A 14,359-nucleotide genomic window follows, 5' to 3' on the forward strand; every position below is an offset into this window, starting at 1 on the left:
ATGAACAGATGCGGCATCGTGTCGGCGGTCAGGCTGGTCGTGCGATAGCCGAAACCTGACGGCCGTAATCGGCTTCCTTCAGCAGCGTCATGCGACGATAGCTGAAGAAGCGGTTCGGATCGCTGCAGGTATCGAGCCCCAGATTCTCTGCCACCACGCCGGCCCGCCGCAGACGCTGCATCAGATAGGCCGGCAAATCGAATTGCCAATGGCCGTCGCGTTTGCCGGTGGCAAAGAAAGCTGCATTGCCGGTATCAGCGGCAAGGAATTCATCGCGGAAGGGCGCGCTCACCTCGTAAGATAGCTGCGCTATGCACGGCCCGATGGCGGCCCTGATGCGCTCGCGCTTTGCTCCGAGGGCGATCATCGCCTCAATGGTGGCATCCGTCACGCCGGCCAGTGCGCCGCGCCAGCCGGCATGGCAGGCTCCGATCACGCCGGCCTGCGCATCGGCAAACAGCACCGGCGCACAGTCGGCCGAGAGAATCCCGAGCGCGATGCCGCGCCGTTTCGTCACCAGCCCGTCGGCCCTAGGGCGCAGTGTGATGTCGTAATCGTCGCCGACCACGACGACCTCGCGGCCATGCACCTGATAGAGCGAAACCAGCCCGTCCGGTGCATGCAGATTGGTTGCCACGCGACGGCGGTTCTCCTGCACGGCAGCGGTATCGTCCGACGAGCCGGGGCCGCAATTCAGCGATGCATAGAGCCCGGTCGAGACGCCGCCGTGGCGCGTGAAGAAGCCGTGCGGCAGGCCGGACAGGCCGGCGGCCTGCACGGGCGCGATGGCATCGGCAACAAGAGCGGTCATGCAAAGCCTGCGGGTTGCGGAGACTCCGGCGCCGTGAGCACCAGCGCCTTGAACAGGGTGCCCATCGTCTCCGGAGCGGTCAACCGCCGCAGCGCCTGATCGACATCGCCGGCCTGCGCCGAATTGCCCTGCTTCAGCTTGGCTGCGCGCGCCCGTATGCCGAGCCGATTGAGAAACGCACCCTGGCCAATCGGGCCATGCACAACTGCCCCGGCGCGTTTTGCGGCCAGCGCAAAGGAGCCGAAATCGACATGGGCGGTGAGATCGGCAAGGCCGGGACTCTGCAGCGGATCGGCGTAGGTGTGGCGATACACGGCCTGCAGCGTTTCACCGATTCCGGCGCTGGCATAGCCATAGTCGATGAACAGTGCCGCCCCATTCTGGGCTTTCAGCCGCGCCGCGATCTCGACTGCGACGGCGCGTACCGGCGGGCTCGATTCGACGATGGAGCCCGGTGGCGAATCGCGCAGCACCTGCGGTAGCAGCTCGTCGAAGGGCAATGCGCGCGGGTCGAGCATGAAGCACAGTTCGCCGGTGGTGTCGTCCAGTCCGACACAGCGCTCGTGCCACTGATTGTCGTCGCCGCGCTGGAACTGGCGTACCGGCAGTGCATCGAGGAATTCGTTGGCGATCAGCAGCAGTGGGGCGTCTTTCGGGAGCGCAGCGACCTGTTCGTGCCAGACGGCGCCTTCATCAGCGAGCAGAGTCTGCTGCAGCCCGCGCAGTCGCGCGGAAGCTTCCACCAGTACAGGCTGCAGCGCGCGACGGAAGGCGGGCAGGGCGCGGGCGGCGCGCAACGCATCGCGCATCAGCGTGCCGCGGCCGGGCCCAAGTTCGACGAGATAGCATTTCTCCGGTTCGCCCATGCGCTGCCAGTAGTCGGCTGCCCACAGGCCGAGCAACTCGCCGAACATCTGGCTGATCTCGGGCGCGGTGATGAAATCGCCGTGCAGGCCGATGGCTTCCTGGCTGCGGTAGTAGCCGTGTTCGGGATGCAGCAGGCAGTCGGCCATAAAGGCCGTTATCGTGATCGGACCTTCCGCCGCGATGCGGCGGCGCAGGATGTCGAGCAGCGGTGCGGCCTTTACGCCGCTTTCTGCCGGCGTGCCCACCACACCACTCCGATACCGAACAGCACCATCGGCAGCGAGAGCCACTGGCCCATCGTGGTGCCGCCCACGAGATAGCCGATCTGCGCATCCGGCTCGCGGAACAGTTCGCCGACGATGCGCGCAGTGCCATAGCCGATCAGGAACACACCCGACAGCGTGCCGGGCGCGCGGTCGATCACGCGGCTGTTCCAGCGCACGAGGTTGATCAGCAGCAACAGCAGGATGCCTTCCATGAAGGCCTGGTAAAGCTGGCTCGGATGGCGTGGCAGCGGGCCGCCGGTCGGGAAGACCATGGCATAAGCGAAATCTGGCGCGGCGCGGCCCCAGAGTTCACCATTGATGAAATTGGCGATGCGGCCGAAGAACAGCCCGACCGGCGTGACGCAGGCGATCACATCGGTGAAGGCGAGGAACCGGATTCCGCTCAGCCGGCAATAGGCCAGCATGGCGAAGATGACGCCCAGCATGCCGCCGTGGAAGGACATGCCACCCTGCCAGACGGCGAAGATCTCAACCGGATGATGCAGGTAGTAGCCGAAATTGTAGAACAGCACATAGCCGATCCGGCCGCCCAGCACGACGCCGAGCGTGGCCCAGAGCAGGAAGCCGTCCACCTGTTCCGGCGTGATCTCGCTACCGGGACGCTTGGCAATATTCATCGCCCAGCGCCAGCCGATCACCAGGCCGGCAATGTAGGCCAACGCGTACCAGCGCACGGCAAACGGCCCGATCGCCACCGCGACCGGATCGATCACCGGAAAGGCCAGAACGGGTAAGGTGGTGAACAGCATTACTCTTCCGAGGTGTCGCCCGCGCCGCGGGGGCGCAGGGTCGGGAAGGCGATCACTTCGCGGATGGTCTGCGAATTGGTCAGCAGCATCACGATGCGGTCGATGCCGATGCCAAGGCCGCCCATCGGCATCATGCCGGCGGACTGGGCTTTCAGGAAATCCTCGTCGATGCGGTGCGCCTCGTCGTCGCCGCCGTCGCGCTGGCTCTGCTGATCCTCGAAGCGGGCGCGCTGTTCCTGCGGATCAGCCAGCTCGGAGAAGGCATTGGCGATCTCCCAGGTGTTGCAGAAGGTCTCGAAACGCTCGGCGATGGCCGGNNGTCGGCTGGATCAGGTTCGGCTCGACGAAATGCTCGAAGCAGGCTTCCACCACCTTGCCCCAGCTGGCGGTCGGCGCGATCTCGACGCCGGCCTTCTTCGCGGCCTCGCGCGCGGCGGCATCGTCCAGGCCGTCCAGCCCGATCTTGCCGTGCTCTTCGATGAGGCCGAGCATGGTGGCTCGGCGGAACGGCGGCGTGAAATCGATTTCCTGCTCGCCGAACTTCACCTTGGTGCTGCCGGTGGCGGCAATCGCCGCGTTGGCAATGGTGCGCTCGGTGATGTCCATCATGTCCTGATAATCGGCATAGGCCTGATACAGTTCCATGGTGGTGAATTCGGGGTTGTGGCGCGGCGAAATGCCTTCGTTGCGGAAGCAGCGGTTGATCTCGAACACCTTCTCGCTCAGGCCGCCGATCACCAGCCGCTTGAGATGCAGTTCGGGCGCGATGCGCATATAGAGCGGTATATCCAGCGCGTTGTGATGCGTCTCGAACGGCTTGGCGATGGCGCCGCCGGGGATGCTGTGCAGCATCGGCGTCTCGACTTCGAGGAAACCTTCGCCGTTCAGGAACTGGCGGATCGACTGGATCACGCGGAAACGGGCGCGCAGGGTGGCGCGGCTGTCCTCGTTGCCGATCAGGTCGTATTCGCGATGGCGATAGCGCTGCTCGACATTCTTCAGACCGTGCCACTTCTCCGGCGGCGGCTCCAGCGCCTTGGCCAGCACCACGATCTCGTCGTTGTCCACCGTGATCTCGCCGCGCTTGGTGCGACGTACCTTGCCGCGTACGCCGATGATGTCGCCCAGATCCAGCGCCTTCATGACCGGCGCGAAACGGCCCTGCACGTCATCCTTGCCGGTATAGACCTGCAGCTTCACGGTATCGTCGACCAGGTCGATGAACATGCCGCTGTTGCGGATCGCCATCACGCGGCCAGCCACGGCCACGCTCTCCTCGGTCTTTTCCTCGGCCTGAAGATGCGCGAACTGCTCATGCACCGCGGCATTCTTGTGCGACTTGGGGAATTTCGGCGCCAGATAGGGGTCGAGGCCGAGCTGGCGCAGCTGCTGCAGCTTGGCTTCGCGGTTGGCGCGCTCGCCGCTGGCATCGGTAGCAGTGGGTGAAGTCGTGGTCTGATTGGTCACGGCAAATCGCTTGGCAGGACGGTAAATGTTGCGGCCGGAACCTAGCACCCGGCCCCCGGCTTTCCAACCGCTCGGCCCCCGGCCGGACCCCCGCGGCAAACCTTTCTGTGGATCAAACCGAGTCACGGCGGAGTCGGCAGGGAATAGCTGTGGAAAACGCCGGTGGCGCCGCTTGCGGGCGGCGCTGATGCTGGCCATATCGGATAAGGATTTCCCGCTCGGAGTCGCGCCATGCAGACCGACAATCGCCTGCTCGACGATCTCAGCCGCATCGCCACCGGCGCGCTTGGCACCCTGCAGGGTGTGAAGGGCGAGGTGGAGCAGGCATTTCGCCAGCGGCTGGAACGGGCGCTGGCCGATATGGAACTGGTCAGCCGGGAGGAGTTCGAGGCCGTGAAGGCCATGGCCCAGGCGGCGCGTGAAGAGAATATCCGCCTGTCCGAGCGGCTGGCCGCACTCGAATCCCAGCTGAGCAGCGGATTCGCCGATAAGGGCTAACCTGAGTACGGATCAGGCGAATTTCATGAATTTTTCCTAAATCTGTTCTTGCACCACACATGACCCGCGAATACTCTAAATCTATGGTTCGTTCTGTTTTGCGACACCTAAATGTATGGTCTGCCGAGCCAATGGGGGCATTCTCGGCCAAGGCCGCTGCTGTCGCCGTATGGGGCCAAATTCCCAGCCAGATGAGCCATTCCCGGGACATTCAGCCGAAGACCGGCTGCCGCAAGGGGGAGCGTTAACGCATGCGGACTCTGATCGAAAGCGAGACTTACAGTCGCCTCAATCCGCTCGATCTGGTCGAGCAGATCGTCGGCGAGCATGAATGGCCCTTCGACCGCCAGGGCACGGACGAGCTCACCGTCGGCGTTTCCGGCCGCTACTGCGAACATCAAATGTGGTTCTCCTGGCGCGAGGAACTCGGCGCGCTCAGCTTCACCTGCGCCTTCGATATGAAGGTACCGGTCAATCGCCGCCGCGACCTGCATTCGCTGCTGGCTTATGTGAACGAGAAGGCCCTGATCGGCCATTTCGACTACTGGACCGAAGAAGGCATGGTGGTCTTCCGCCAGGCGCTGCTGCTGCGTGGCGGCCTGGGTGCGACGACCGAGCAGATCGAAGACCTGATGGAAATCGGTCTGTCGGAATGCGAGCGGTTCTACCCGGCCTTCCAGTTCCTCGTCTGGGGCGGGCGTACGCCGGAAGACGCCGTCGCCGCTGCCATGTTCGAGTGCCTGGGCGAGGCCTGACGGTCGCCCGCCACACATCTTTCCACTCTCCGAGGGCGGGTAAAGCGCGAATGCTTCCCCGCCCTTATTGTTTCTGTCACAACAGCGCATCATTCCTGTGTTTCAGCGCATGTCGGGAGGCGACATCATGAAGGGCATTCTGTTGGTGGGTTGCGGCAAGATGGGCAGCGCGATGCTGACCGGCTGGCTGCAGCGCGGCGTCGCGGCGGCCGATGTTGTGGTGGTCGAACCCCATCCGGTGCCCGGCCTGCCGGTCGGTGTGCGTCAGGTGAATGATGCTGCGGCGATCCCGGCCGATTTCGCACCGGCGCTGGTGCTGCTGGCGGTGAAGCCGCAGGTGATGGATACAGTTGCGCCGGCCTATGCACGCTATGCCGCGTCAGGCGCCTGCTTCCTTTCGGTGGCCGCCGGCAAAACCATCGCCACGCTGAACCGCCTGCTGGGCGGCTCGGCCGCTATCGTGCGCAGCATTCCCAACACGCCGGCTGCGGTGGGCGAGGGCATTACCATCGCTTGCGCCAATCCGTCCGTGCGGGCCGAGCAGCGCGCCTTGTGCGAGACGTTGCTCTCGGCCATCGGCGAAGTCGGCTGGGTCGAGGAAGAAGGCTTGATCGATGCTGTCACCGCGGTATCGGGCTCGGGTCCGGCCTATGTGTTCTGGCTGACCGAATGCATGGCTGCGGCGGGAGAAGCCGCTGGCCTGCCCGCCGATCTCGCTGCCCGTCTGGCACGCGCCACGGTGAGCGGGTCGGGCATCCTGATGAAGCACAGCCCGGAAAGCCCGACCCAGCTGCGCAAGAATGTCACCAGTCCCAACGGCACCACCCAGGCGGCGCTGGACGTGTTGATGGCGCCCGACGGCGTCGAACCGCTGATGAAAAAGGCGATCGCCGCCGCCGCCCGCCGCTCGCGGGAACTCGCAGGCTGATTCACGCTTGTTCTTCCCGGACCGGATGCCCAGATTAGCCCGGTCCCAGGCGGAGTTGACCCATGGCAAAGACGACGGGCAAGGCAACCAGGAAATCAGCAGCGGCGGCAAAGGCCGGTGCCAAGGGCGAGCGCGCGGCAGCAGATCCTGTTGCCGTGATGCTGGATCTGGTTGCCGAGCAGGGCTGGCGCGCCGTGACGCTGGGACGCATCGCTCAGGCCAGCGGCCTGCCGCTCAGTGCCCTCTACGGCCAGTATGTCTCCAAGACCGATCTGCTGACTGCCTATGTGCGACGTATTGATCTGGCCATGCTGGCGGCACTCGGGGAACCGGGTCCGGCGCCGGCCGACGCGGCGGCGGTGAAAGACCGCCTGTTCGAGGCCGTGATGGCGCGGTTCGATGCGCTCAATCCGCACAAGGCGGCAATCCGCGTCATGATGCGCGAACTGCCGGGCGATCCGCTGGCGCTGGCCTGTTTCCTCCATCGCGGTCTGCGTCAGGGGCTCGACTGGATGCTGGCGGCAGCCGACCTAGACGCGGGCGGCCTTTCCGGCGCCCTTCGCCGGAAACTGCTCGGCGGCATCTATCTCGATACCCTGCGGGTCTGGCTCAAGGACGACGGAACTGACATGGCCACGACCATGGCCCATCTGGACAAGCGGCTGGAACAGGCTCTGGGGCTCCTGACGGGCCGTGGACCGATCTCGCGGCTGCGGGAAAAATCGACGGCAGCGGCTTGAGCTTGGCGTCATCTAAGTTATTGTTTTTAATAATTGTGCGACGCACAATGATGCGTTGACGCCGAGGGCAGTCGCCGATACCTTGCCCGGCGTTCACCTACGACCGACCCCCGGGGAGCCCGCCATGAGCAAGACCACCGAGAATCCGTTCGCCAGTTTCGACCTCAGCAAGATGTTCGCCGACATGAAGCTGCCGGGCCTCGATCCAGCTGCTCTGGCTGCTGCCCAGCAGAAGAATTTCGAAGCGCTGGCTGCCGCTAATAAGCGCGCCTATGAAGGCTACCAGGCGCTGGCCAAGCGCCAGGGCGAGATTTTCAAGGAGAATATGGAAGAACTCGCCAGCATGCTGAAGGGTGCGACCCCGGGCGCGGCTGCCGACCTCAATCCGACCAAGCAGGCCGAAGTGGTGCGCCAGGCCGCCGAGAAGGCGCTGGCCAATCTGCGCGAGCTGTCCGAGATGCTGGCCAAGACCAACACCGAGGCCTTCGATCTGGTCAACAAGCGCCTGCACGAAAACATGGAAGAGATGCGCAAGCATCTTCCGACTGCGAAGTAAGGCCGCCGTCGCTTCGGCGGCGTGGCGAGGATTTGCCAGACGACCGACGGGCGGAGTAAAACTCCGCCCGTTTTTTATTTGCCGGTTTCCGGATTGGGAGGTTGCGCGATGACCGAGATCGCTTACGACGATTTTCAGAAGGTCGATATTCGTGTCGGCACGGTGATGCGCGCCGAACCTTACCCTGAGGCGCGCAAGCCGGCGATCAAGGTCTGGGTCGATTTCGGCTCACCCTTGGGGTGAAGAAATCCTCGGCCCAGCTGACGAAGCACTACACACCCGAAAGGCTGATCGGCCGCCAAGTGATCGCAGTCGTAAATTTTCCGCCGCGTCAGATCGGTACCTTCAAGTCGGAGATACTGGTACTCGGTCTGCCTGACACGGACGATCAGGTCGTGCTGCTGGCGCCCGATCAGGCAGTGCCGAATGGCGGGCGTCTATACTGACGTTGTGTGTATTGACCCAACCTTGGCCTGAGTCGACAATCCCGGCTCAGGAACCAGCTGATGACAAAAACAATTCGTTTCGCACTCTTTATCCAACTTGCAGTTGCCGGGATGTCGCTGGGCCTTGCCGGTCCGGCGGTTGCGCAGGATCACGACTGCGTCGTGCGGCAGTTCATTCTGACCAACCAGGTGATCAACCTCGAACCACAGGGCGTGATCGAAGCGAATTATCCGATGGGTACCGAGCGGGCCTATGGCTTCGCGCGCCTCGATTGCACGCAGGTGCGCAGCGGTGAGACTTTCTGGTTTCACTGGGTGCGCAACGATCAGGAGGTCGGGCGTTCCAAGGCACGCGTCGATGTCAGCCGTAACTGGCGTATCTGGTCGCAGTCGCGCATTTTTCCTGGCGACTGGGTATTGCAGCTGAAGGATAGCGACGGTCGCCTGCAGGCCGAGCGCCGCTTCACCGTTGCCGAGCCGCCCAAGCCTGCCGAAAACTGAACCAGATCGGCAGTCGCCGACCGGTCGTCAGACCGGCAATCTGATCGTCACCATCAGGCCGCCCATCGACGACTGACCCAGCGCAATCTCGCCACCATGCGCCAGCACGGCGTCGCGCGCGATCGTCAGTCCCAGTCCCACATTACCGCTGCCATGCCGGGCCTGATCGAGCCGGTAGAAGGGGCGGAATACCTTGTGCCGCTCTTTTTCCGGCAGGCCGGGGCCATCATCTTCGATACGGATTTCCACCCGATTTGCCATCCGGGTGACGCTCAGCCGCACGGTATGGCCAAAACGCAACGCATTCTCCACCAGGTTTGACAGGGCGCGCTTGAAGCTCAGCCGGCGCAGCGGCAGCGTCAGACTGCCGTCAGCCTCGATCTGCAATTCGCGGCCGCGCCGGCGTACATCGTCGGCCAGTTCACTGATCAGGTTGCCGAGATTGGTCGGCTCGGCCGGTTGCTCGCTCTGACCGCGTGCAAAGGCCAGATAGGCACCGACCATTTTTTCCATCTCGTCGATGTCGCGCTTCAGTTCGTCGACTTCCGCATCGGACGGCATCAATGACAGCTGCAGTTTCATACGGGTCAGCGGTGTGCGCAGATCGTGGCTCACACCGGCCAGCATCTCGGTGCGTTCGCGGATATGGCGTCGGATGCGGTCGCGCATGGCCAGGAAAGCACGGGCGGCGGCCCGCACTTCCTCGGCACCGGCCGGGCGGAAGTCGGCGATTTCGCGGCCTTTACCGAAAGCATCGGCCGCTTCGGCCAGGCGGCGGATCGGCTTGATCTGGTTGCGCAGGAACAACACTGCGATGCCGAGCAGCACGATGGACGCGGCCGTCATCCAGGCCATGAAGGCATATGTGCTGGTCGAGAAGATACGGTTCTCGGGAGCCGACACGGTCATCAGCGCATCGGGGAGTTTGACGTAGATCACCACGGTGCGATCGCTGCGTTGGGTGTCGATCATATAGGGCTGCGAAACACGTTCGCCGAGCGCCTGGATCAGCATACGGTCGAGGATCGAATAGCGCCGTGGCGGCGGGATGTTGGCGGGAAAATCTGCGCCGGGCTCGAAGCTGATGTCGAGTTCCAGCGACTGGTCCATACGACGCATCAGATCGGACAAGACCGTGGGATCACTGTTGCTCTCCCGCGTCGCGATAACCACGGCGATCTCGCCGGCCAGGCCGAGGCCGAGGCGGCGCGTTACTGCATCCCAGTGGCGTTCGTAGAAGACGTAAGTCAGCAGCGCCTGCAGCACCACGACCGGAGCGACCAGCAGCACCAGCCAGCGCCCGAACAGGCTGCGCGGCAGAAGGCGCTTGAGCGCGGTCATGCGCAGTTATTCAGTCCAGAGCACATAGCCTTCGCCCCAGACGGTTTGCAGGAAGCGCGGATTGCGCGGATCGGCTTCGATCTTGCGACGCAGGCGGGTGATCTGCACGTCGACCGCCCGGCTCTCACCGGTGGTGGCCGGATCGGCCAGCGCCGCGCGCGGCACCGTCTGGCCCGGGCTGCGCGCCAGAATGCGCAGCAGCTGCGCTTCGCCGGTGGTCAGCGGCACCAGCTCGTCGCCGCGTTTCAGCTCGCCGCGCACGGCATCGAAGCTGAACTCGCCGAAACGCGTCGCGATACTGGGCGCGACGGGGGCGGGGCGGGCGGCACGCTTCAGGATCGCATTGATGCGCAGTGTCAGTTCGCGCGGCTCGAAGGGCTTCGGTAGATAATCATCGGCGCCGGTTTCCAGGCCCTTGATGCGGTCTTCCGCCTCGCCGCGCGCGGTCAGCAGGATCACCGGCACGACATTGCCGCGCTTGCGTAGGTCGGCCACAAAATCGAAGCCGTTCTGTCCCGGCATCATGACATCGACGATCAGCAGGTCGAAGCTGATCGAGGTGAGCTTGTCGGCGGCGTCGGCGGCATCTTCCGCGCTGGTGACGCGATAATTCTGGCCGTTGAGGTAGCGCGCCAGCAGGGTGCGGATGCGCTCGTCGTCGTCTACGACGAGGATATGCGGTTCGCCGAGGTCCATCGTGGGTCTGCCTTCAGCGCCGCTGGATCGCGCGCAGGATCGCCGGGCGTTCCTGCGCATCGATCAGGCCGGACAGCACCTTGCGATAGCCGGCGACCGCTTCGGCGCCGGCTTCGCGATAGGCCTCGGCCACCTTGGCCTGCTGCACGGTGGCGATCTGGCGCTCCAGATGCTTGCCCTGGTCGGTCAGGAACAACTGGCGCTGCCGGCGGTCGCGCGTGCCCTGCTGCTGGCGCACGAAGCCGCCTTCGATCAGGGCTGACAGAACGCGCGACAGGCTCTGCTTGGTGATGCGCAGGATCGCCAGCAATTCGGCCACGGTGATGCCGGGATTGCCGCTGATGAAATGCAGCGCCCGGTGATGGGCCCGGCCGAAGCCATAGCGTTCCAGGATCTCGTCCGGGCCGCGGGTAAAGTCGCGATAGGCGTAGAACAACAATTCGATGGCCTGGCGAAGCTCGTCTTCGCGGAGGAACAGGGGATTGGCCAGCGATTTCAGGTCGGTCATGATCGTCTATATGGACCAAAGGGATAGCGGGCTTCAAGCCAACTAGTACAATATCGGCCATATTTACCGCGAACGGGCGGGATATTCGCCGTCGCGAAAACTATGGCAGTAGTGTTGACATATTTTGATCATATTGTTACTTATGTCCCCATCTAAAGGTAATAATAATACCTGTCGCCCTTTCGCCGAGGAGAAGTCTCATGTCCCTGCTTCCGTATGATGACCGCGATGGTCTGATCTGGCTCGATGGCAAGATGGTCCCGTTCCGGGATGCCAAGCTGCATGTGCTGACCCATGGCCTGCATTACGCTTCTGCCGTATTCGAAGGCGAGCGCGCCTATGACGGCGAGGTCTTTCATCTGACCGAACACAGCCAGCGCCTGATCGATTCGGCCAAGCTGCTGGATTTCACGATCCCCTATTCGGTGGACGAGATCGACCGTGCCACCCGCGAGACCGTGGCCGCCAACAAGATGCCGAACTGCTACATCCGTCCGATCGCCTGGCGCGGCTCGGAGATGATGGGCGTTTCGGCGCAGCAGAACAAAATCCATGTCGCCATCGCGGTGTGGGAATGGCCGAGCTACTTCTCGCCGGAAGCCAAGATGAAGGGCCTGCGTCTGCAAATCAGCGACTGGCGCCGCCCGGCACCGAACACGGCGCCGACCAAGGCAAAGGCAGTCGGCCTGTACATGATCTGCACGCTGTCCAAGCACAAGGCCGAACGTGAAGGCTACCAGGATGCGCTGATGCTCGACTGGCGCGGCCAGATCGCCGAAGCGACCGGCGCCAATATCTTCTTCGCCAAGGACGGCAAGCTGCATACGCCGACGCCGGACTGCTTCCTGGACGGCATCACCCGCCGTGCCGTGATTGCGATGGCCAAGGGCCGCGGCATCGAGGTGATCGAGCGTCCGATCCAGCCGGAGGAAATGGCCGGCTTCGACGAATGCTTCCTGACCGGCACGGCGGCGGAAGTGACGCCGGTGTCGGAGATCGGCCCTTACAAGTTCACGCCGGGCAAGATCTGCCAGACGCTGCTGGGCGAATTCGACGTCGCCACGCGCGCAAAAAAGGCGGCCTAAGCCGCCTCCACTTCCCGCCCTCAACGAACGGCCACGTGCTCAGCGCGTGGCCGTTTGCACGACCGGGCAATAGTAATCGTACTGGAAACCGCAGATCTGCTCGTCGCGCTGGATACGCTCGCCGACCAGGCCGCCCAGCAGCATGTCGATGGCTGTCCCGTCGCTGGAGAGCGGCAGCAGCAGCGTCTCGAAGCCGAGCATGCGGCCGCTCGGTGCCACCGTGTATTTGCCGGCGGCATAAGCGGGGCCGCGGCTGTCGAGTGGAATGCTGAAGAAGTTTTCCACCACCACGGCATTTGCGCCGAACAGGTTCTCGTCGACCTGACGGTTGGTGGTCTCGCGGCCCATAGATCCGACGATGCCGGTGCCGACGAGGCGGAACTGGAAGCGTGGATTGCCCGACTGCACGTTGATCAGGGCGACGAAAGGCAGGAAAGGCACCATCTCGTCGGGCTGCAGGTCGGCCCGGGCCGGCAGGCGGCCGAGATAGTTTTCTTTCGCTTCCCAGTAGCCCAGCAGATTGCGCAGCGATTTGCTGCGGATCCGGTCCGGTGCGACCGAAGAGATCACCTCGGTTTGGGGAACATTCGGCTCTGACGACGACATGCTGGGATGATGAACTCGCGAGCGGTGAAACAGAAGAAACTGGACCTTGTCAGGCTATGCTACAGGGCCCGCCTGCGGCAAGGACATGCCACACGTAATAGCAGCAGTAAACCGCAAATTCGAACGCCCAGGCAAACAGCGCCGCTGTCTCAAGTACTACTGTATGTCAGCGATTCCAGCGAGATGCGGCTTCGTCGTCGCTGGCTTTCGCCTCCACCCAACGGCGCTGGCCGCCATGCTCTTCCAGCTTCCAGAAGGGGGCCCTGGTCTTCAGCCAGTCGACCAGGAATGCACTGGCCTCGAAGGCGGCCTGCCGATGGGCAGAAGCCGTGACGACCAGAACAATCCGGTCGCCTGGCAAAAGTTCGCCGTAGCGGTGAATCACAAGGCAGTCATCCAGCGGCCAGCGCCGGCGCGCCTCGGCGACGATGGCTTCCAGCTGGCGCTGGGTCATGCCCGGATATTGCTCCAGCGTCATCCGCTGCACGCCCCGGGCGTCGCTCTGGGTATCGTTTCTGGCGTCGGCGAAGTCGCGCACCAGGCCGGTGAAGGTGACGACGGCACCGATCTGCGTCTGGCCCGCGGCCACGCGTTCCAGTTCGGCGGCAGTGTCGAAATCCTCGCGTTGTACCCTGACAGTCATGGCACGCTTCCGCGCATCAGCCGCCGGTGACCGGCGGGAAAAAAGCGATCTCGTCGCCCGGCCGCACGGCATCGCTCGGCTGGGCATAATCCTGGTTCACGGCGACGCGAACCATGGCCGCATTCGCCAGCGCCGCCTCGTGCTGTTCGCTGCGACCGCGCAGCCAGACGACCAGATCGGCCACCGTGCGGACCTCCGTCGGCGGCGACACGGTTTCCTCTGCCATGCCGACTCTTTCGCGCAGCAGGGCGAAATACAATACGCGCATTCAGTCCCCTCCCTTGGACGGAGTGCGATTGTCGGCCGCCATATGGCGCAGGCCGGTCTGCAGGTAGTCCCAGCCGGTATAGAGCGTCAGCACGGCGGCAATCCACAGGCCGATCTCGCCGAGCAGGCGGGTATGCAGGAAGGCCGGGCCATAGTCGCCGACGATGAGGATGCCGAGCGCGATCAGTTGCATCGTGGTCTTCCACTTGGCGAGTTTCGAGACCGGCACCTTCACGCGCAGCTCGGCGAGGAATTCACGCAAGCCGGTCACGGTGATTTCACGGCACATGATCACCACAGCGGCAAGGCAGGTGATGCGGTCGATGCGCTCGAAGGCAATCAGCATGAGGATGACGGCCGCCACCAGAAGCTTGTCGGCGACCGGATCGAGGAAGCGGCCGAGGTCGGACATCTGGCCCCACTTACGCGCCAGATAACCATCGAACCAGTCTGTGATACCGGCAGCGACGAAGAGGCCGAGCGGGACCCAGGCACTCCAGATGCCCGGCAGGAAGAACGCCGCGCAAATGGCCGGAATCGCCAGGATGCGCGATACGGTCAGGATGTTCGGTAGGCTGTTCAGCATGATGGAGAAGCTATCGCATGAG

19 protein-coding genes and 1 pseudogene are annotated in these 14,359 nt (G+C 63.8%); 8 read left to right on the top strand and 12 right to left on the bottom strand.

Annotated elements, in window-relative coordinates; all coding sequences use genetic code 11:
* Nucleotides 1–28: 28 nt before the first annotated feature.
* The 5 genes from pgeF to CTR53_RS17890 are packed head-to-tail and all read right to left on the bottom strand — an operon-like array spanning nucleotide 29 to nucleotide 4,181.
* Entirely contained in the window at nucleotides 29–811 is a 783-nt protein-coding gene (pgeF, locus tag CTR53_RS17870; protein WP_290816674.1) for a peptidoglycan editing factor PgeF, read from the bottom strand.
* Complete coding sequence (locus CTR53_RS17875; protein WP_290816677.1) at nucleotides 808–1,923, bottom strand: SAM-dependent methyltransferase; 1,116 nt, start codon at nucleotides 1,921–1,923, stop codon at nucleotides 808–810. The genes pgeF and CTR53_RS17875 overlap by 4 nt, the downstream gene beginning before the upstream one ends.
* Entirely contained in the window at nucleotides 1,896–2,714 is an 819-nt protein-coding gene (lgt, locus tag CTR53_RS17880; protein WP_290816683.1) for a prolipoprotein diacylglyceryl transferase, read from the bottom strand. Before lgt ends, CTR53_RS17875 begins: the two co-directional genes overlap by 28 nt.
* A complete protein-coding gene (locus tag CTR53_RS17885; protein ID WP_367158999.1) occupies nucleotides 2,714–3,025 on the bottom strand; it encodes an amino acid--tRNA ligase-related protein in 312 nt (103 codons plus the stop codon). The genes lgt and CTR53_RS17885 overlap by 1 nt, the downstream gene beginning before the upstream one ends.
* On the bottom strand, nucleotides 2,958–4,181 hold the full coding sequence (locus CTR53_RS17890; protein WP_290816687.1) for an amino acid--tRNA ligase-related protein: 1,224 nt from the start codon (nucleotides 4,179–4,181) through the stop codon (nucleotides 2,958–2,960). Before CTR53_RS17890 ends, CTR53_RS17885 begins: the two co-directional genes overlap by 68 nt.
* Nucleotides 4,182–4,412: 231 nt before the next feature.
* Between CTR53_RS17890 and CTR53_RS17895 the strand changes: the two genes are divergently transcribed.
* The 7 genes and pseudogenes from CTR53_RS17895 (at nucleotide 4,413) to CTR53_RS17925 (ending at nucleotide 8,605) form a co-directional block, all read left to right on the top strand.
* Nucleotides 4,413–4,679, top strand: a complete 267-nt coding sequence (locus tag CTR53_RS17895) for an accessory factor UbiK family protein (protein ID WP_290816690.1) — start codon at nucleotides 4,413–4,415, stop codon at nucleotides 4,677–4,679.
* Nucleotides 4,680–4,930: 251 nt separating this feature from the next.
* Nucleotides 4,931–5,434, top strand: coding sequence for a YbjN domain-containing protein (locus CTR53_RS17900; RefSeq protein WP_290816691.1), 504 nt, complete (start codon nucleotides 4,931–4,933; stop codon nucleotides 5,432–5,434).
* Between the two features lie 127 nt (nucleotides 5,435–5,561).
* The gene (proC, locus tag CTR53_RS17905; protein WP_290816693.1) at nucleotides 5,562–6,362 is read left to right on the top strand and encodes a pyrroline-5-carboxylate reductase; all 801 of its coding nucleotides are present in this window, start codon (nucleotides 5,562–5,564) and stop codon (nucleotides 6,360–6,362) included.
* Between the two features lie 62 nt (nucleotides 6,363–6,424).
* On the top strand, nucleotides 6,425–7,102 hold the full coding sequence (locus tag CTR53_RS17910; protein ID WP_290816695.1) for a TetR/AcrR family transcriptional regulator: 678 nt from the start codon (nucleotides 6,425–6,427) through the stop codon (nucleotides 7,100–7,102).
* Nucleotides 7,103–7,226: 124 nt separating this feature from the next.
* The gene (locus CTR53_RS17915; protein WP_290816697.1) at nucleotides 7,227–7,658 is read left to right on the top strand and encodes a phasin family protein; all 432 of its coding nucleotides are present in this window, start codon (nucleotides 7,227–7,229) and stop codon (nucleotides 7,656–7,658) included.
* Nucleotides 7,659–7,766: 108 nt separating this feature from the next.
* Nucleotides 7,767–8,104 (top strand): annotated as a pseudogene (locus CTR53_RS17920) (tRNA-binding protein).
* Between the two features lie 60 nt (nucleotides 8,105–8,164).
* Nucleotides 8,165–8,605: a DUF2914 domain-containing protein gene (locus tag CTR53_RS17925; RefSeq protein ID WP_290816700.1), complete on the top strand. Its 441-nt coding sequence runs from the start codon at nucleotides 8,165–8,167 to the stop codon at nucleotides 8,603–8,605.
* 27 nt (nucleotides 8,606–8,632) lie between these two features.
* On the opposite strand, the gene CTR53_RS17930 is transcribed toward CTR53_RS17925, so the two are convergent.
* From CTR53_RS17930 to CTR53_RS17940, 3 genes are read right to left on the bottom strand one after another with little or no spacing between them, the layout of a single operon-like run.
* A complete protein-coding gene (locus CTR53_RS17930; protein ID WP_290816702.1) occupies nucleotides 8,633–9,946 on the bottom strand; it encodes an ATP-binding protein in 1,314 nt (437 codons plus the stop codon).
* Between the two features lie 6 nt (nucleotides 9,947–9,952).
* On the bottom strand, nucleotides 9,953–10,642 hold the full coding sequence (locus CTR53_RS17935; protein ID WP_290816704.1) for a response regulator: 690 nt from the start codon (nucleotides 10,640–10,642) through the stop codon (nucleotides 9,953–9,955).
* A gap of 13 nt (nucleotides 10,643–10,655) precedes the next feature.
* The gene (locus CTR53_RS17940) at nucleotides 10,656–11,150 is read right to left on the bottom strand and encodes a MarR family transcriptional regulator (protein ID WP_290816706.1); all 495 of its coding nucleotides are present in this window, start codon (nucleotides 11,148–11,150) and stop codon (nucleotides 10,656–10,658) included.
* Between the two features lie 200 nt (nucleotides 11,151–11,350).
* Here CTR53_RS17940 and CTR53_RS17945 point away from each other — a divergent pair, with 200 nt between their 5' ends.
* The gene (locus CTR53_RS17945) at nucleotides 11,351–12,235 is read left to right on the top strand and encodes a branched-chain amino acid aminotransferase (RefSeq protein WP_290816708.1); all 885 of its coding nucleotides are present in this window, start codon (nucleotides 11,351–11,353) and stop codon (nucleotides 12,233–12,235) included.
* 39 nt (nucleotides 12,236–12,274) lie between these two features.
* Here CTR53_RS17945 and CTR53_RS17950 read toward each other — a convergent pair whose 3' ends face one another.
* The 4 genes from CTR53_RS17950 to pgsA form a co-directional block, all read right to left on the bottom strand.
* Nucleotides 12,275–12,841, bottom strand: a complete 567-nt coding sequence (locus CTR53_RS17950) for a PAS domain-containing protein (RefSeq protein ID WP_290816710.1) — start codon at nucleotides 12,839–12,841, stop codon at nucleotides 12,275–12,277.
* 166 nt (nucleotides 12,842–13,007) lie between these two features.
* The gene (locus CTR53_RS17955) at nucleotides 13,008–13,484 is read right to left on the bottom strand and encodes a molybdenum cofactor biosynthesis protein MoaE (RefSeq protein ID WP_290816713.1); all 477 of its coding nucleotides are present in this window, start codon (nucleotides 13,482–13,484) and stop codon (nucleotides 13,008–13,010) included.
* A gap of 16 nt (nucleotides 13,485–13,500) precedes the next feature.
* Nucleotides 13,501–13,752, bottom strand: coding sequence for a molybdopterin converting factor subunit 1 (moaD, locus tag CTR53_RS17960; RefSeq protein ID WP_290816715.1), 252 nt, complete (start codon nucleotides 13,750–13,752; stop codon nucleotides 13,501–13,503).
* Nucleotides 13,753–14,337 (bottom strand): CDP-diacylglycerol--glycerol-3-phosphate 3-phosphatidyltransferase, encoded by a 585-nt coding sequence (gene pgsA, locus CTR53_RS17965; RefSeq protein ID WP_290816761.1) that lies wholly within the window; start codon nucleotides 14,335–14,337, stop codon nucleotides 13,753–13,755.
* Nucleotides 14,338–14,359 lie beyond the last annotated feature (22 nt).

Origin of the sequence: Ferrovibrio sp. (assembly GCF_002796975.1) — a bacterium.
Lineage (GTDB): Bacteria > Pseudomonadota > Alphaproteobacteria > Ferrovibrionales > Ferrovibrionaceae > Ferrovibrio.